The organism is Neobacillus sp. DY30 (genome assembly GCF_030123065.1).
Classification (GTDB): Bacteria; Bacillota; Bacilli; order Bacillales; family Cytobacillaceae; genus Neobacillus.
Window position 1 is genome coordinate 5,125,096 of the sequence record NZ_CP126093.1, and the last position, 18,165, is coordinate 5,143,260.

19 protein-coding genes are annotated in these 18,165 nt (G+C 38.9%); 2 read left to right on the plus strand and 17 right to left on the minus strand.

Going from position 1 to position 18,165, the window contains the following annotated elements; genetic code table 11:
* Nucleotides 1-58 precede the first annotated feature (58 nt).
* The 10 genes from QNH29_RS25385 to QNH29_RS25430 all read right to left on the minus strand — a co-directional run bounded on the left by QNH29_RS25385 (nt 59) and on the right by QNH29_RS25430 (nt 9,447).
* The gene (locus tag QNH29_RS25385) at nt 59-1,375 is read right to left on the minus strand and encodes an O-acetylhomoserine aminocarboxypropyltransferase/cysteine synthase family protein (RefSeq protein WP_283862039.1); all 1,317 of its coding nucleotides are present in this window, start codon (nt 1,373-1,375) and stop codon (nt 59-61) included.
* An 18-nt stretch (nt 1,376-1,393) separates the two neighbouring features.
* A complete protein-coding gene (locus QNH29_RS25390; RefSeq protein WP_283862040.1) occupies nt 1,394-1,753 on the minus strand; it encodes an SCP2 sterol-binding domain-containing protein in 360 nt (119 codons plus the stop codon).
* Between the two features lie 129 nt (nt 1,754-1,882).
* Nucleotides 1,883-2,191 carry a thioredoxin family protein gene (locus QNH29_RS25395; RefSeq protein WP_283862041.1) on the minus strand — a complete coding sequence of 103 codons (309 nt, stop codon included), beginning with the start codon at nt 2,189-2,191 and terminating at the stop codon, nt 1,883-1,885.
* 2 nt (nt 2,192-2,193) lie between these two features.
* On the minus strand, nt 2,194-2,550 hold the full coding sequence (locus QNH29_RS25400; RefSeq protein ID WP_283865743.1) for a toprim domain-containing protein: 357 nt from the start codon (nt 2,548-2,550) through the stop codon (nt 2,194-2,196).
* Nucleotides 2,551-2,688: 138 nt separating this feature from the next.
* The gene (locus QNH29_RS25405; protein ID WP_283862042.1) at nt 2,689-2,928 is read right to left on the minus strand and encodes a YusG family protein; all 240 of its coding nucleotides are present in this window, start codon (nt 2,926-2,928) and stop codon (nt 2,689-2,691) included.
* A 114-nt stretch (nt 2,929-3,042) separates the two neighbouring features.
* The gene (gene gcvH / locus QNH29_RS25410; RefSeq protein ID WP_283862043.1) at nt 3,043-3,426 is read right to left on the minus strand and encodes a glycine cleavage system protein GcvH; all 384 of its coding nucleotides are present in this window, start codon (nt 3,424-3,426) and stop codon (nt 3,043-3,045) included.
* Between the two features lie 77 nt (nt 3,427-3,503).
* Entirely contained in the window at nt 3,504-3,866 is a 363-nt protein-coding gene (locus QNH29_RS25415) for an arsenate reductase family protein (RefSeq protein WP_283862044.1), read from the minus strand.
* A 174-nt stretch (nt 3,867-4,040) separates the two neighbouring features.
* Complete coding sequence (locus QNH29_RS25420; protein ID WP_283862045.1) at nt 4,041-5,825, minus strand: acyl-CoA dehydrogenase FadE; 1,785 nt, start codon at nt 5,823-5,825, stop codon at nt 4,041-4,043.
* A 22-nt stretch (nt 5,826-5,847) separates the two neighbouring features.
* Nucleotides 5,848-7,023 carry an acetyl-CoA C-acetyltransferase gene (locus QNH29_RS25425; RefSeq protein WP_283862046.1) on the minus strand — a complete coding sequence of 392 codons (1,176 nt, stop codon included), beginning with the start codon at nt 7,021-7,023 and terminating at the stop codon, nt 5,848-5,850.
* Between the two features lie 36 nt (nt 7,024-7,059).
* Nucleotides 7,060-9,447: a 3-hydroxyacyl-CoA dehydrogenase/enoyl-CoA hydratase family protein gene (locus tag QNH29_RS25430; RefSeq protein WP_283862047.1), complete on the minus strand. Its 2,388-nt coding sequence runs from the start codon at nt 9,445-9,447 to the stop codon at nt 7,060-7,062.
* Between the two features lie 219 nt (nt 9,448-9,666).
* Here QNH29_RS25430 and QNH29_RS25435 point away from each other — a divergent pair, with 219 nt between their 5' ends.
* The gene (locus QNH29_RS25435; protein WP_082799668.1) at nt 9,667-9,798 is read left to right on the plus strand and encodes a YuzL family protein; all 132 of its coding nucleotides are present in this window, start codon (nt 9,667-9,669) and stop codon (nt 9,796-9,798) included.
* Between the two features lie 78 nt (nt 9,799-9,876).
* On the opposite strand, the gene glnA is transcribed toward QNH29_RS25435, so the two are convergent.
* From glnA to QNH29_RS25465, 6 genes are all read right to left on the minus strand, one after another.
* Nucleotides 9,877-11,241 (minus strand): type I glutamate--ammonia ligase, encoded by a 1,365-nt coding sequence (glnA, locus tag QNH29_RS25440; protein ID WP_283862048.1) that lies wholly within the window; start codon nt 11,239-11,241, stop codon nt 9,877-9,879.
* 207 nt (nt 11,242-11,448) lie between these two features.
* Nucleotides 11,449-11,694 (minus strand): DUF2573 family protein, encoded by a 246-nt coding sequence (locus QNH29_RS25445; protein WP_283862049.1) that lies wholly within the window; start codon nt 11,692-11,694, stop codon nt 11,449-11,451.
* Entirely contained in the window at nt 11,654-12,340 is a 687-nt protein-coding gene (locus tag QNH29_RS25450; protein ID WP_283862050.1) for an IucA/IucC family C-terminal-domain containing protein, read from the minus strand. Before QNH29_RS25450 ends, QNH29_RS25445 begins: the two co-directional genes overlap by 41 nt.
* 85 nt (nt 12,341-12,425) lie before the next feature.
* Nucleotides 12,426-13,244 (minus strand): ABC transporter ATP-binding protein, encoded by an 819-nt coding sequence (locus tag QNH29_RS25455; RefSeq protein ID WP_283865744.1) that lies wholly within the window; start codon nt 13,242-13,244, stop codon nt 12,426-12,428.
* A 287-nt stretch (nt 13,245-13,531) separates the two neighbouring features.
* Complete coding sequence (locus QNH29_RS25460; protein ID WP_283862051.1) at nt 13,532-14,587, minus strand: FecCD family ABC transporter permease; 1,056 nt, start codon at nt 14,585-14,587, stop codon at nt 13,532-13,534.
* Nucleotides 14,584-15,588 carry a FecCD family ABC transporter permease gene (locus QNH29_RS25465; protein ID WP_283862052.1) on the minus strand — a complete coding sequence of 335 codons (1,005 nt, stop codon included), beginning with the start codon at nt 15,586-15,588 and terminating at the stop codon, nt 14,584-14,586. The genes QNH29_RS25460 and QNH29_RS25465 overlap by 4 nt, the downstream gene beginning before the upstream one ends.
* Nucleotides 15,589-15,850: 262 nt before the next feature.
* Between QNH29_RS25465 and QNH29_RS25470 the strand changes: the two genes are divergently transcribed.
* Nucleotides 15,851-16,840, plus strand: a complete 990-nt coding sequence (locus QNH29_RS25470) for an ABC transporter substrate-binding protein (RefSeq protein WP_283862053.1) — start codon at nt 15,851-15,853, stop codon at nt 16,838-16,840.
* Between the two features lie 45 nt (nt 16,841-16,885).
* On the opposite strand, the gene QNH29_RS25475 is transcribed toward QNH29_RS25470, so the two are convergent.
* On the minus strand, nt 16,886-18,055 hold the full coding sequence (locus tag QNH29_RS25475; RefSeq protein WP_283865745.1) for an FtsW/RodA/SpoVE family cell cycle protein: 1,170 nt from the start codon (nt 18,053-18,055) through the stop codon (nt 16,886-16,888).
* Nucleotides 18,056-18,165: the final 110 nt, after the last annotated feature.

Here is an 18,165-nt window from a genome sequence, read left to right on the forward strand (position 1 = left end):
TTAACATGGATAAAAAAAGGTGTCAACGAATTTTCTACAAATTTCGAATAAACTCTTATTAAGCTTTTGTTTTTAAAGAAGCAACACCTGTGGCTGTCTCAATTGCAGCTTCTAGGTCTTCAATTAGATCCTCTACATTTTCAATACCAATGGAGAGTCGAATTAAATCCTCAGATACTCCAGCTGCCTTTAGTCCTTCTGCATCAAGCTGTTGATGAGTAGTACTAGCAGGGTGAATAATTAAGCTTTTCGCGTCGCCAACATTCGCTACATGGGCAAAAAGTGTAATTGAATCAATTAACTTTGCTCCAGCTTCTCTACCGCCTTTGATTCCAAAAACAATCATCGACCCTGCACCCTTAGGCAAATACTTGCTTGCCAATTCATAATCTGGATGAGAGGAGTGACCAGGATAGGATACCCACTCAACGGCAGGATGCATTACTAAATACTCAACTACTTCCTTCGTATTGGCAACATGCTCCTTCATCCGAACATGAAGCGTTTCTAGTCCAAGTGTGAATTGAAAAGCGTTTTGTGGACTTAAAGAGGGTCCTAAATCACGTAAAAGCTGTACACGTGCTTTAATAATATAGGCAACTGCACCTAATGCTTCTGCATAAACAAGGTTATGATAGCTTGGATCTGGAGTCGTAAAACCTGGGAATTTAGGTGAATTCCAGTCGAACTTCCCGCCGTCTACAATAACCCCTCCGGTGGTTGTTCCATTCCCTAATAGCCATTTTGTTGCTGAATGAATAACAATATCTGCACCGTATTCGATTGGTCTGCATAGGTATGGTGTCGCAAACGTATTATCAATAATTAATGGAACCCCTGCCGCGTGGGCAATGTCCGCCACTTTTTCAATATCAAGAATTCTTAAAGACGGATTCCCAATCGTTTCGGCAAACACCGCTTTTGTTTTTTCATTTATAGCACGTCGGAAGTTTTCTGGATCTTCGGGATCTACAAACTTAACTTTAATTCCATATTTCGGTAGAGTAACGGCAAATAAATTGTAGGTTCCGCCATATAACGTGGATGCTGAAACAATTTCATCACCTGCTTCCGCAATATTTAAGATTGCTAGGGTTATCGCGGCCATTCCGCTTGCTACTGCTAGGGCTCCAACTCCCCCTTCCAACAGCGCCACTCTTTCTTCGAAAACGGTTGTTGTCGGATTGTGAATTCGAGTATATATGTACCCACTCTCTTTCAAGGCAAATAGATTTGCAGCATGTTCGGTATTTTTAAATTGGTAGGCATTATTTTGATAGATTGGAACAGCACGTGCTCCTGTAACTGGATCTGGCGCTAACCCTCCATGAACACTCAACGTTTCAAAACGATAATTTTTTTGATTTCCCCCCATACTTAACACTCCTTCATTTTATGAAATAAATTCTTTAAACCGTTCATCTGGTCTGGTTAAATAAAAGATTGATTCGATAAGTAAAATAGTACGAAATGGTGCTTTAACTTTTAGCTGTCCATTGTTAATAAGGTTTCTTAATTTTTCTTTTCCTTCAAGCAGATTATAAATGGAATCCCGTTGCCCGATAATTTCGCAAGTGACAAAGCTGTCGTTAGAATCAACGAGGAAAATAACTTCGCCATGATGAAAAACGAGGGAGTCTTCTTGGCCTTCACAAACCAGCTTTATTTTTAAAGCTTCCAATTTTTCAATCAACGTAAGAACGTGACCGCGTTTCTTGATAGCAGAAATAAAAATCTGTATCATCTCATCCATTTTTCATCACTCCGATTCACTCCATTCTGTTATATATTCAAGGTTATTGGTTAGGATTCCTGTATAATTTCATCGACAAATTTCTTATTTTAGAGAAACAACAAAAAAACAGATGCCTCAGCATCTGTTTTAAAGTATCAATTGTTTAATTTTTTCATATAAAAAAGGTACAGAGTTGAAAGCATAGATCATCTCAACTAATTCTCCATCCTTAATAAAAAGCAAACAGGGAACACTTTCGATTTGAAACGTATCTGACAGCTCTGGATAAAAATTAAGATTCATTTTTCCTATTTTCACATCAAACATATTCTCAATAATCTGGAGCATTCTCGATGCCACCTGACAAGTACCACATAAAGGTGTATAGAAGTAAATCAGTCCGGATGAATGACCATTCAAGAATGATGATAACTCATCTAAGTTCCAATCGTTCATTTTCAACCCATTTCCAAAAATTCAGAATGAACATCAATATTTGCACCTAAAAGAACTGTAGCAAGATGGTACACTGGTGCAGTGGCTACTTCACGGTACATCCTGTCTATATAAATATGTTCCGCTTGAGGAAATTCCCTTTTCAATTGTTTACGAAGCTTCTCACCCGCATCATCAGCATCAACTAAGATATAGACTTCTTTATTCTCGAGTGTATCAATTAATTCATCCAATTTTGTCATGCTGATGGTTCCATTTGTACAGACAATCTCCATTGGCTCCTTCAAGATACTTTTTACCTTTTTCTTGTCTGATTTTCCTTCAACAATCAGAACTTTGTCACCATACGTGTCATTCATCATTCATCACCTATACGAAAGAAAGTTATTTGTTTGATGTTAACATATTCAATATAATTAATAACGTGTGTTATATGTTAACTATACCACGATTGACTTTTTGATAATAGGTGTTTGCTTATAAGTACTTGTACAGCACTAACACCATCCACCGTCATCACAATCCGTATATTTAGCGTCTGGCTGTTCCGTAACAGTTACATTTTGAAAAATCTTTCGCTGTTCTATTTCAAATTGTTGATCTAATTGAAAAGTCATGTCACCTGGTAACTGTATCTTTCCGATGGATGTGTTATCTAGAAATAATTCCATCTCACCGTTTTTCATCTTTCCAATAACTCGATCTGTCACATCAACCTTTTGCTGCTTTAAAGTCATACCAAGAGCTCCTTTTAATTAAAGTTTATTATAGTATCCCCTGGATTTAGAATATACTAGGTGCGAATTTTTCCCATAAAAAAAACACCTTGAGAAACAAGGTGCTTACGAAGATTAATCTTCTTTAATCATTTCTTCATACTGTTCAGCAGTCATTAGGTTGTCCAATTCACTGCTATTAGATGGCTCAATAACGATCATCCATGCTTTTTCATATGGAGATTCGTTAACGAATTCAGGGCTGTCATTTAAATCTTCGTTCACTTCTACAACCTTACCGCTTATAGGTGCATATAGCTCTGAAACAGTTTTAACTGATTCAACACTTCCGAATGGCTGATCCGCTGTCACTTCATCTCCTACCTCTGGAAGTTCAACGAAAACGATATCGCCTAATTCAGATTGAGCAAAATGAGTAATACCTACTCGAACCGTTTCCCCTTCAACTTTTACCCACTCATGTTCTTCAGAATAGCGCAATTCCTTTGGTGTAGTCATTACAAAACCCTCCATTATTTTCTGAGATTTAATGTGTTAATTTAATATTACCCTAATACCCTGCAGAACAGTAATGATTATGCTTTTTGCCACACATTCTCATACTCTTCTTCTTTAAAACCAACTGTCACTCTTTCACCGTCTGTTAATAATGGTCTTTTAATCAACATCCCATCTGAAGCTAACAGATCTAGCAGCTCATCTTCAGCAGCAGTGGGTATTTTATCCTTAATACCCAATTCACGATATTTTTGGCCGCTTGTATTAAAAAATTTCTTTAATTCAAGATTGCTCTTTTCGTAGATATCCTGAAGTTCAGCCCGTGATGGCGGCGTTTCAACAATATGTATTTCTTTGTAGGAAAGATGATGTTCATCTAGCCATTTCTTTGCCTTTCGGCATGTCCCGCATTTGGGATACCAGTAAAAAGTAAGAGACAACTGTCCACCCTCCTTGTAATTAACCACTGATGCATGTCACTTGAATAGTAACACAACAGAAAAAAAAGTAAAAACGCTTCAGTTAAAATTTCGACTAATTCTGCAAAAATCCTGCTAACATATAGAAAAACTTTAGGCTCCTGCAAATCTGCGCGGGAGCCTAAAGTTTACTAATTAAACGATATAGCGTTCTGCGGCAATTAGAACGTCGGCCGCTTCACGTTTCTTACCTATCACATTGATCGGTGTATGGCGAGTTAATTTACGAAGAGCTGAAACGAGCATCCGAAGCGTATCTCCTTGTTCGGTCGCAACCAACGTTTCTTTCGCATGCTGCTCAATTTCATTGAAGGCTTCTTGACAGAAAATTTGTGTATAAAGAAGTTTTTGTTTGTTTTTCTCTATTCCCGTCTTGGCAATTGCCTTTTCAGTACGTAACACGACTGATTCCATTGCATAGGCATTAGAAACAATATCTGCAATATTTGATAAGATTTCTTGTTCTTTATCAAGTGCCTTACCGAATTTTTGTGCAGCTAAGCCGGCCGCAAGTAAGCCAATCTTCTTTGCATTGCTAACTAAATGTTTTTCTTGTGCAAACGGCTCATCACCTGGCTCTTCAGGCATTAACATCATGATTTCTTCTTGTAGGGCCAGTGCTTTTTGGAATAATGGGAGCTCTCCTTTGAACGCCTTTTTAATATAAGTTCCTGGTACCAGGAGACGGTTAATTTCATTTGTACCTTCGAATATACGATTAATACGTGAATCACGGTATGCTCTTTCAATCGTATACTCTTGCATAAAGCCGTATCCACCATGAATTTGAACACCTTCATCAACCACATAATCTAGGACTTCACTACAGAAGAATTTATTAACAGAACATTCAATGGCATATTCAGCAATCGAATTAGCCACTAATTTAATATCCTTTTGTTCTTCAGGTGTAAGTTTTCCTTGGTTTTCTTCGTACAATCCAATCGTACGGTAGACAGAGCTTTCCGCTGCATAAATTTTGGACGCCATTGTTCCAAACTTTTCTTTTGTTAAATTGAACTGGGAGATTGGTGTGTTGAATTGTTTACGGCCGTTTGCATATTTAACAGCTAACTCAAATGCATTTTTAGAACCACCCACACCTCCGACCGCTAACTTATAACGTCCGATGTTTAAGATATTGAAGGCTATGACGTGCCCTTTGCCGTATTCCCCTAATAGGTTTTCAACAGGAACCGGTACATCTTCTAGAATAAGTGTACGAGTAGAAGAACTCTTAATTCCCATCTTCTTCTCTTCAGCACCTGTAGAAACACCTGGAAAATCTCTTTCAACAATGAATGCCGTAAAGTGTTCACCATCAATCTTTGTATAGACAACAAATACATCAGCAAAACCAGCATTAGTAATCCACTGCTTTTCACCGTTAAGAATATAGTGAGTGCCTTCTGCATTTAATTTTGCTGTTGTTCTGGCACCAAGAGCATCAGAGCCAGATCCAGGTTCTGTTAGAGCGTACGCTGCAATTTTTTCACCAGAAGCAAGTGCTGGTAAATATTTTTTCTTTTGCTCTTCGTTTCCGAATAAAACGATTGGCAATGAGCCAATACCAACATGTGCGCCATAGGATAATGAAAAGCCGCCGGCCTTTGACATTTTTTCAGTTACAAGTGAGGAAGTTACTTTATCTAAACCTAGCCCTTCATACTCCTCAGGAACATCAGCTGCCAGTAGACCAAGGTCACCAGCCTGTTTTAAAAGTTTTACGGTGCGGTCAAATTCATGGTTTTCAAGATGTTCCAACTGTGGAAGGACTTCTTTTTCAATGAAGTCTTCGGCTGTTTTCGCAATCATTAATTGTTCTTCGTTAAAATCCTCAGGTGTTAAAATTCGGTCATAGGAAATATCATCGATTAAAAAGCTTCCGCCTTTAATAATTTTTTCAGTTTGCTGTGCCATTATCATTTCCCCCTAATTTTTTTTAAAGAAGCTCAAATACTCCTGCAGCGCCCATTCCGCCGCCAATACACATGGTTACGACGCCAAATTGCTGCTGTCGGCGTTTTAACTCGTGGATGAGGGTTAAGGTAAGCTTTGCACCTGTACATCCAAGTGGATGACCTAGGGCGATGGCGCCTCCATTTACGTTAACTTTTTCTTCATCCAATCCAAGCTCACGAATGACTTGGAGTGACTGTGATGCAAATGCTTCGTTTAACTCAAACAGGTTAATATCAGACATTTCCAATCCAGCTAGTTTCACTGCTTTTGGTACTGCTACTACAGGCCCTACTCCCATAATTTCTGGCGGTACACCACCGACGGCAAATGATCTGAATTTAGCCAATGGCTTTAGCCCAAGTGATTCTGCTTTTTCACGATCCATAATCATTAAGGCTGCAGCCCCATCACTTGTCTGCGAGGCATTCCCTGCAGTTACGGAACCCGTCACAGAAAAGGCTGGGCGGAGTTTTGCCAGCGATTGTACGTTTGTATCAGGACGAACGCCTTCATCTTGCGAAAACTGGACCGTTCTTTCAACAAGTTTATTGTCTTTTCCAACAGTACGGACAGTGACATCAACAGAAACGATTTCGTCTATAAACTTTCCTTCTTGTATGGCTTTTGCCGCCTTCTGATGACTTCGAACTGCAAATGCATCTTGATCCTCACGAGAAATACCATATTTCTTGGCTACTTCTTCCGCTGTATGACCCATTCCCATATAATATTCCGGAGCAGTTTCTGCTAACTTTACATTGGGACGTATTACATGCCCTGCCATCGGAATCAAACTCATTGACTCGGCTCCGCCTGCAATTGCAGTATCAGTGTGTCCCAGCATGATTCCTTGAGCTGCATAGGCAATTGCTTGGAGTCCAGATGAACAAAAACGATTAACAGTAATGGCTGGTACAGTGTGCGGCAGGCCTGCTAAAGCACCAATATTACGGGCCATGTTGTTACCTTGCTCTGCTTCAGGCATTGCGCATCCTATGATTAAATCATCGATATTTCCTTCATAGTTACCCGCACGCTTTAATGTTTCCTTTACAACCAATGCTCCCAAATCATCAGGGCGAACATGGGCAAGCGTTCCTTTCTTTGCTTTACCTACCGGGGTCCGAGCTCCGGCTACGATTACCGCTTCTCTCATTTCATTCCCTCTCTTTCCTAATAAAATAGAAATCTATTAATTTCTCAAGGGCTTACCTTTTACCAGCATGTGCTGCATACGCTGCTGCGTTTTACCTTCTCTTATTAAACTTAAAAATGCTTCTCTTTCTAAGTCCAATAGGTACTGTTCATCTACTTCTGTACCATATGGGACTTTACCGCCAGCAATCACATAGGCGACCTTTTTTGCAATCTTCAAATCATGTTCTGAAATATATCCTGATAAAAACATTGATTGCGCCCCTAGTAACAGTGTTGCGTAACCTGTTTCACCCACTACCGGTACTTTTCTGCGGGCTTTTTGTACATATCCCTGCTCATGCAACGCTAAGACAGCCTGCTTTGCGTCGTAAATCAGGTGATCACCGTTCACACTAATTCCGTCGGCTAAGCCTAAGAAATTGTTCTCACGTGCTTCTGCACCTGAAGTAGATACCTTTGCCATCGCAATCGTTTCAAACACTTTATTTGCAACAGCTTGAAGGTCAATTTGTACGCCATTAGGCAGTCCTTCTAAGTGCTTAATATATAACTCTTTATTACCACCGCCGCCAGGCAGTAATCCTACTCCGACTTCAACCAGACCCATATAGGTCTCTGCAGAAGCTTGGATGTGCGCAGCAGGTAAACAAACCTCAGCTCCGCCGCCAAGTGTCATCGCAAATGGTGCTGCAACCACTGGTTTTGCGCTATATTTAATCTTCATCATCGCATTTTGGAATTGACGAACGACCATTTCAAGCTCATAAATATTGTCATCCTGTGCTTCCATCAACATCATGGCTAGGTTGGCACCAACACAGAAGTTCTTGCCTTGATTTCCGATTACTAGACCTTTGTAATTCTTCTCAACCTCATCAATTGCAAAATTAATCATTTGTATAATATCAAGGCCAATGGCATTATTTGGAGAGTGAAATTCTAAAAGAGCGACTCCGTCACCCAAATCGATTAAGCTGGCACCGCTATTTTTTTTAATAACACCGCTTTGTTTTTTTATTTTTTTCAAGTCAATTGCTTTTGGATTCCTTTCAACTAAGCGGTATTCACCATTGTTATAAAAGAAACGTTCTCCATTTTCCTCAATATAGAAAGATGAATGCCCCTTAGAAAGCAACTCTGTTATCCAAACAGGAATTTCCAGCCCGCTTTCCTTCATTTTCTCGACTGACTTTTCTAACCCAATCGCATCCCAAGTTTCAAAAGGACCCATTTCCCAGCCGAAACCCCATTTCATGGCTCGGTCAATGTCCACCACACTGTCAGCAATTTCTCCTAAAAGCTGTGCTGAGTATACTAAAACCGGACTAAAGATGTTCCACAGTAACTCACCTGCTCGATCATTCGAGTATATAAGCGCTTTCAATTTATTAGCAGTGCCTTTTTCCTGCTTGCTCATTTCTGTTGCTGCAGTTGAAAGCTTTTTACGAGGAATGTATTCTAACGTATCAGGGTCAAGTTCAAGAATTTCTTTCCCTTTTTTCAAAAAGAAGCCTTGACCAGATTTACTGCCCAGCCAGCCTTTTTCAAGCATTTTTCTCATAAATGCTGGGACTTCAAATACTTCCTTTTCTTTTCCGGATACTTTTTCATAAACATTGCCTGCCACATGTGCGAATGTATCCAGCCCAACAACATCTAACGTACGGAAGGTTGCGCTAGAAGGGCGGCCGACTAATGGACCCGTAACTGAATCAACTTCCCCAACACTATAACCGCCTTTTAGCATTTCTTGGACAGTAATAAGGAGACCATAAGTGCCAATCCGGTTGGCAATAAAGTTCGGGGTATCCTTTGCAAGTACCACACCTTTTCCTAAAACATCTTCGCCAAATGTTTTCATGAATGAAATGACTTCTTGACTCGTATATTGTGTAGGGATCACTTCAAGTAATTTTAAGTATCGCGGCGGGTTAAAGAAGTGGGTGCCAAGGAAATGCTTCTTAAAATCCTCTGACCTTCCTTCTGCCATTGCTTCAACAGATATCCCTGATGTATTTGAACTGATAATGCTTCCAGGTTTTCTGTACTGTTCTACTTTTTCAAATACTTGTTTCTTAACATTGAGATTCTCAACGACAACCTCAATTACCCAGTCCACATCTTTTAATTTAGTTAGGTCATCCTCTAAATTTCCTGCTTCAATTAGCGCCAAGTTCTTTTTAACCGCTAAAGGTGCTGGTTTTTGTTTTAGTAATTTTTGGATCGATTGGCTGCTAATGCGATTACGCACCTGTTGATCTTCTAACGTAAGGCCTTTTGCTTTTTCGTCGTCGGTTAACTCCCGAGGCACAATATCCAATAATAATGTCGGTATACCGATGTTTGCTAGATGAGCGGCAATCCCCGATCCCATTACTCCAGAACCTAGAACAGCTGCCTTTTTAATAAGTTGGTTCAACATTGTCTCCCCCTTTACACACTTTGAATGAATACTCATTCATTTTTTAGCCAAAAAAAATTCACAAATGAATGAGTTCTGCTAATTATTACTATAGAATATTTTAAAAATTTGCGCAATAAATAATAGCTGAAAATACCAAATTTTTTTATAAATTATCTTTTCCTATCCTCTTTACATAAAAAAGTCGAATTGGGCATCCTAAAAACGAGGTGATAATTCATGGGTAAAATGAAGAAAAACCCATCCAAAGCAGGCGTTAGCGCTGCTAGCGTACAAGGGAACGCAGGTCCTGGCGGGGAACGGTCACAAAAAGACAAAGTTAACAGCCAAAATAATCAGTTTAAAAGATAAGAACCCGCTTGCAGATAACTTGCTGAGAAATGTAAAAAAGCAGGCTGCATATATTCAGCCTGCTTGAATTCGTTTTTATTAGAACTTAGCTTGGTAGTTTTCAATTTCCCATGCATGAACAGCTGTGCGGTAACTATCCCATTCTGCTTTCTTCGCAGATACGAACTCATCATAAACATGGTTCCCTAATGTATTACGTCCAATCTCTCCATCCTCTAGTTCCTTCACCGCTGCAGCTAAACTGCCAGGAAGGCTTTCAATACCTAATTCACCACGTCGCTCTTCGGTCATATGGAAAATATCTTCATTAATTGGGAACGGCACTTCTAATCCTTTTTCAATTCCATCCAATCCAGCAGATGCGATTACTGCAAAGGTTAGGTATGGATTGGCAGATGGATCAGGACATCTCAGTTCAACACGTGTAGCCAACCCTTTTTTTGCTGGGATTCGAATTAATGCGGAACGGTTTGATGCGCTCCATGCGATATAACAAGGCGCCTCATATCCAGGCACTAAACGCTTATAAGAGTTTACAAGCGGATTGGTGATAGCCGTAAAACTCTTTACATTTTCAAGTAGTCCTGCAATAAATTGATACGCTTCATTCGAAAGTTGCAGATCATCAGCCGGATCAAAGAAGGCATTTTCATTTCCTTTAAAGAAAGACATGTTGACATGCATTCCAGAACCGTTTATCCCAAATACCGGTTTAGGCATAAACGTTGCATGCAATCCATATTTCTTTGCAATGGTTTTTACTACCCACTTATATGTAGTGGAAAGATCTGCTGCACCTAGAGCATCAGCATACTTAAAGTTAATTTCGTGTTGTCCCTCAGCAACTTCATGGTGAGATGCTTCAATAGTGAATCCCATCGCCTTTAACGCACGGTAAATTTCTAATCGAACACGCTCCCCAAGATCTTTAGGTGAAGGTTCAAAATATCCAGCCTTGTCACTTAGTTCCTGTGTTGGATATCCATTTTCGTCCGTTTTAAACAGGAAAAATTCCAGCTCAGGACCTACAGAAATGGTGTATCCTTTATCTGCAGCACGTTCCACAGTTTTCTTTAAAACATTTCTTGTGTCACCTTCAAACCACGATCCATCAGGGTTTTTAACGGAACATAAAAAACGTGCTTCTGAATATCCCTCTTCGACTGTCCATGGTAAAACGGAGAATGTTGTTAAGTCTGGCTGCAGGTATAAATCAGATTTATTTATTGGTGAAAATCCTTTAATAGATGAGCCATCGAACATCATTTTTCCTTCTACTACATCTTCCAATTGCTCACTTGTTACAGTTACATGTTTTAAGATTCCTTCAATATCCACAAATTGTAAGTGTAAAAGTTCTACACATTTATTATTTATTACGTCTTTAATTTGTTGTACTAGTTCAGTTTGATCTTTAACTTCTGATAGAATAGCTTCAGCCATGTTATTTCTCCTCCCGTTTTCATGTTACGTTTCCTAACATTGAGTTTATTATAGTGTGAAAAATTATTTTTGACAATATGTTTTATTAAATTTTTCGAATATTTTATGCATATAAAAAAGAAAGCGTTTTCTAAAATTGCATATAAAAAAGGCCACCTCGTATAAAAAGGTGACCTAAGGAAGCATAATTATTCATTTATCTGAATATCACTTTCCCTGTCTATGCTGTTCATTCAGCAATTTAATTTCATTAATAATTGTTTTCATTTCTTCCTTTGCCTCTGGATATCGTTCATTCCAGTGCTTTGCTAAGGCTGGCATTGATTTCGCAATATGTGTATACAGAGCCCACACTTTTACCTTTTCCGTTACCTCCTCACTGGATTCACCGACGAGCAAGTCACTATATTTTTCAAGTAGCGCTTGGAACTGCTCCACAAATACTTTCTCCATCAAAGCACACTCCATTGTTAGTATTGTAAGTACATGGGCAAGTTTTACAGCGTTTTGACCCTAGCTGATAGGTAAAACAACATGTTTTTCTCATTCTTATCTCATCTTCAGAATTTTTCTTAGAATAATACCTTCGAATTGGATTAAGGTGATAATCACCGAACAAATTACCCTCTGCTTCCTGAATTAAGTAATTGAAATCACTTCGCACATTTTGATATTCACTCTCTTTTAACTCCGTCTCGTAAAGCCAGAAAAGATAAACGGCGATATTTTCCCAGAGAATTAGTTTTGATATCTTAAACGTTTTTTCAAAGTGCTCAATTAATGGGTAGATATTGTGAGCAAACAGGTCTCTGTAAACACTTTTCCGCCATTCGTCACGATCTTGACCATTCCAATCCTCGATGGACGGATTCTTCAACGAAATCAATGGCAGCCAATCTGTCCCGCGTTCTGCTTCTTCCATTTCAATATTATCTAAAGATAAATTAAATTTCTTATTGGTAGTTGTCATGGTAAACAGTGAAATGACAGCAATAAATGCATATCTTTTTATAAATATGGAGGCTGCCGCTTTTTCGGATGGAGAACCGATGGAAAGAGCTAATTTTTTCATAAAGTCGATTGCAAAAGCTTTATCCATTAAATTTGCCACGTTAAAGGATTTGCCTGTTAAGGGTTTAAACCTATATTTCTGTAAACTGCTCAGGTCATTTTTTGTAAGTGTATTACCCATGAGAAACAGCTGCCTTTTGAAGAATACGTCTTCCTTTACCATAAGGAATACAAAGCGGTGTTCCGAATAAAGGGTCCATTGTTACCTCACATTCCATGCCAAAGACATTCTTAACAAGATTTCGGTTGATTACATACTCGGGCTTACCTTGGTCATACACCTTCTGATCTTTTAGGGCAACGATATTGTGTGCATAGCGGCAAGCAAGGTTAAGATCGTGGAGAACCATTACTACCGTTCTTCTTCTTTTTTCATTGAGTTCGAATAGAAGATCAAGAATTTCAATTTGATGTGTCATATCTAAATAGGTTGTTGGCTCATCTAAAAGAATCACATCGGTATCTTGAGCCAATGTCATCGCAATCCATGCGCGCTGCCTTTGACCTCCTGAAAGAGAATCAACACTTCGCTCTTTCAAGTCTTCTAACCGGGTAGCTTTTAGTGCGTCATTAACTTTTTTCTCATCTTCCTCTGACCATTGTTTTAACCATGATTGATGAGGATAACGACCCTGTTTAACAAGTTGAAGCACAGTCAGTCCTTCAGGAGCTGTGGGTGATTGAGGAAGTATCGCCATTTTTCTAGCTACTTCTTTCGTCGAAAGCTTAGCAATCGCTTCTCCCTCCAAAATAACAGTACCAGATTTCGGCTTAAGAAGACGTGCGATTGAACGAAGGAGAGTTGATTTTCCACATCCATTTGCCCCAATAAATACGGAAATTTCACCTTTAGGAATTATTAAATTTAACTCATCAATGATGAGTGTATCCCCGTATGAAAGTGATAAATTTTTCGTTTCAACCGCATTCATCATCTGTCATCTCCTTTTTTAATCAATCTAGTTAATGTTTTTTAGGCTTGTTTTATAGTATATGAATTAGACCCTAAAGGGGGTTGTATTTATATCTTATATAGAATTAATATTCTCTACATTTCTAAGTTTATAATTAATTGATAATGATTGTCAATGAGCATGAAAATCATTTTCATTTGTAAATAGTATCTTGGTTATAATGTACATTCATGAATTGGCCTCATGATGCGTTTCATTTAAAAAAGTGAAGCCATTTCAAAGGAAATGGCTTCTTTTGGTGAAAACTAATGGTTTCTGGTCTTAAATAATAGGTAGATAAAGTACGGTGCCCCAATACTTGCTGTAAAAACACCCGCAGGAATATCTAATGGTGAAAAAAGTGTTCGCCCAACTAAGTCAGCCAGCATGACTAAGATTCCTCCGAGGAGTGCTGAAACAGGCAATAACGCTCCAAATGCAGAGCCTACTAATCTTCTCGCCATGTGCGGCGCCATTAATCCAACAAATCCAATACCTCCCGCAAAAGCTACCGCGCCCCCGACCAGTCCGGTACTAAGCATAAGAAGGATAAAACGCTGTTTTTGCACTCGTCCTCCAAGGCTGGTTGCGACCTCATCACCGAGCTCTTGAATATTTATATTACGTGCATAAACAAATGTGATGATTACTAGGATGATGACCCAAGGCAGGAGGGCACCTACATTTCGCCACGTTGAGCCGTAGACTGTCCCTGTGATCCAAATGTTCGCCTGGCTTGCCTGATAAATAGGTCCTAAAACCATCATAAACGTGGTAAGAGCTTTTGTTAAACTCATCAAACCTATTCCAATCAGAATTAGTCTAATCGGCGAAACACCATTTTTCCATGCCAATAAATATACTAGAAAAGCCACGACAGCCGCACCGATAAATGCAGCTAAAGGCATCCAATGTATACTGACCGTTAATACATGGTTTTTATCACTGAAGATTGCCAGGAAACCCACAACTGCAACCGATGCTCCACCAGTAATCCCTAAGATATCAGGGGAGGCCAGCGGATTTCGAATCATTCCCTGCAGAATGCCCCCTGCTACAGCCAATGCAATTCCTGCCAGTAATCCAACGATGATTCTTGGTAAACGAAACGTCTGGATAACGAGCTTTTCCATTTCAGTTCCGCCCCCAAAAAACACCTTCATGACGTTTAATGGGGTGATTCTCATCTCTCCCAATCCGGTACTAACAACAAAGATTCCAACCGTACAAAGCAGCAGGGCGATAATCACATAAAATGCCTTTTTATCAATTAAATAAGATATTTTTCCTTTTTTAATTCTAAAAACTTTATACTTACTCATCTGCCATTGAACCCCTTTCTAGCAATGTAAATGAAGAACGGGGTACCAATAATGGCTGTCATAACTCCAACAGGGATTTCTGTCGGCATTAAGATGTACCTAGACAATGTATCTGCAGCCAATAAAAGCATTCCACCGAGGAGCCCTGAAAAAGGAATTACCCAGCGATGGTCGATTCCCACAATGGAACGAGTAAGATGTGGAATCACAATCCCAATAAAGCCTATTGGTCCAGCTACAGCTACGGCACCACCTGAAAGAAGAATAACTACGAGACCAATCACAATTTTTAATAGAGCCGTGTTAACTCCAAGACCTTTGGCAACATCCTCACCCATTGATAATACATTCATTTTGGAGGCAATGATCAAAGATACAATCCAGCCGCCAGCCAGATAAGGAAGGACAGCTTGTAAATTTTCAAGACTTCTTCCCGCTACAGAACCAGCAAGCCAAAATAGCACCTGCTCTAGAGCAGCTTCATTTAAAACGAGGATCCCTTGTGTAATAGAAGCAAAAAATGCCGTCATCGCAGCACCTGCAAGAGTGAGTTTCATAGGAGTCAGTCCCTCTCTCCCGACTCCGCCAATAGCATAGACACTTATAGCTGCGATAGCTGCACCAGCAAATGAAATCCAGGTAAACAATTGAAGACTTGCCACGCTAAATACCGTTACAGCTGCTACAACCGCCACCCCTGCTCCGGCATTTATCCCAAATATGTCTGGTGATGCTAACGGGTTTTTCGTAACAGTCTGCATGAGGACACCCGAAATCGCTAAACTAGAACCAACCGCTGCAGCAATAAAAGCTCGTGGTATTCTTACGTGCTGGATGACAATATGTTCATTTGTTCCATTGAAATTGGTAACAGAGTCAATAGCCATTTTCCAGGTAGTATCTGTATACCCGTAGACAATGCTTACGGACATAAGAAATAATAATAATATAATTGCAATAAAAAGTCCTGCCCACTTTTGTCCTGTGCGCTTTAGCAGCATAGCTTCGTTCTCCTCTAACCTAATTAATAAGATGAATTTGACCCTTATGTATCCGCTTTTTCATGTATCAGTCTATTTGAATCGTGAAAAACTGTCAATGAGTTGAAAACCATTTTCACTTATTAAAACAAGAGTCATAAATTTGCCACTGATTTTGATAATCATTTTCATTTTCATGATTGACACTTATCTGAAAACATTTTATGATAGGGTTGTAAATGAAAATGATTATCATTAACAACATTATTTGGGGGTACATAGGATGAAAAGGTTTAAAAATGTATTTGCAATGATTTCAATCATTGCTCTCTTCCTGCTTGCTGCGTGTGGAAACACGGAAGAGAAAACAACTGAAGAGAAAGATACAGGCAAAAAAACAGAAGATACCAGCTATACCGTAGAACATGCAATGGGATCTACTACTTTAGAAAAAACTCCGGAGAAAATCGTTATCTTAACAAACGAAGGTACGGAAGCGTTACTTGCACTTGGTGTAAAACCAGTTGGTGCTGTTCAATCTTGGCTTGGTGATCCATGGTATGACCATATTAAAGAGGACATGGATGGAGTTGAAGTTGTTGGCGTTGAAAGTGAAGTAAATTTAGAAAAGATTGCCGCGCTAAAGCCTGATTTAATTATCGGAAACAAGCTGCGTCAAGAAGCAGTATACAGTCAATTAAACGCAATTGCTCCAACGATTTTCTCCGAAACACTTAGAGGAGATTGGAAAGAGAACTTTACTCTATACGCTAAAGCACTAAACATGGAAGACAAAGGGAACAAAGTATTAGCAGATTTTGATGCTCATGTAGAAGAATTAAAAGGAAAACTTGGAGATAAAGTAAATCAAGAAGTTTCTGTTGTCCGTTTTATGGCTGGAAAGTCTCGTATTTATTACACAGACTCATTCTCAGGAATCATCTTTAATCAACTAGGTTTCAAACGTGCAGCACATCAAGCAGAATTTTTCCCTGATGCCAAATTAGGAAATCTTGCAAAAGATGTTGGAACAGAGGCTATTCCAAAAATGGACGGAGACATTATTTTCTACTTCACTTATGCTCCAAATGGTGACACGGTTGCCCTAGATACAGCAAAGGAATATACGAATAATCCACTTTGGAAGAATTTAAATGCTGTGAAAAATGGAAATGTCCATGAAGTAAGTGACGCAACTTGGAATACAGCTGGCGGCGTGCTAGCAGCAAATATTATGCTGGATGATTTAGAGGAAATCATGCTTAAAAAATAGATAAAAAGAACGAGGCTGCCATGACCTCGTTCTTTTTTTCTATCTTTAATCCGATGTTGAAAACATATATTTTTTATAATGGTAGCGGATTGAGAAGATTAACCCAAGTGCAAGCATATTCCCCATTAAAGAACTTCCTCCATAGCTGATGAACGGCAATGGTATACCCGTAATCGGCAGCACTCCAATTGTCATCCCGATATTTTGGAATACATGGAAGGTAATCATGCTAATGACACCTACGCAAATATACGTATAAAAATTATTCTTCGTTTCCATACCAACCTTGGTAATATGATAAATTAACAAGAAAAATAAACTTACTAGCATACTCGCACCAATAAAACCATACTCTTCTCCGACAACACTAAAGATAAAATCAGTATGACTTTCAGGTAAATATACTTCTCGATTTCCATATCCCTTACCTCCAGTTTGTCCGGAGCCAATGGCTAAGAGTGATCGTGTCAGCTGATACCCTGCAGAGCTTTGAAAGTTATAAGGGTCCAGCCAAGAATAGATACGGCTAAATTGATACTGCCTTACACCTAAGTATTTTTCAAGTATTTCTGGCTTCAATAATACAAAATAAAAAATGACCGATATAAGTGCAGTTCCAGTTGAAAATATGGGTACTAGTAATTTCCATGTTATACCGGATATAAAAATCATCCCTAAAAGGATGGCGATAAATACAAGCGCTGTCCCTAAATCTTGTTTAATAATAAGTACTAAAGGAACCATTGTGGTGACTCCAAGCTTTATTAAAAGCCAAAAGTCCGAAGAAATGGTTTTAACTGGGTTCTTTTGATGATGATCCTCAATTACCTTTGCCAAAGCTAAGATAATAAAGATCTTAACAAACTCCGAAGGCTGGAGTGAACCAATCCCGGGAACTTTAAACCAGTTTTTTGCTCCATTGATCACAGGTGCAATACTTTCAGGGGCGATTATTAGTAAAATAAGGAGAAATATTCCTACTCCGTATGCATACCATGTCAATTTTTTTAACTGATCAGAGTCAAGCCTAATAACAGCAGCAATTATTCCACAGCCAATTCCATAAAAGATTATTTGTTTTATAAGGAAGTTACTATCATATTGACCGCTTGCCTGCGCACTATAAATCGAAAAACAGCTGGCTAAAAACAATAAAAGTAAGATAAAAACAAGACTATAATCAAGTTTTGAAGTTGTATTTTTAGATGTTGTCATCATTCACACTCCTTTATGTCGAAGCTTCAAAAAGGAACTTGTACATTATTTCATTATATTTTTTAAATGAACAAAGCACAACTTATAAAGTGAGAATGGGTGAATTTACA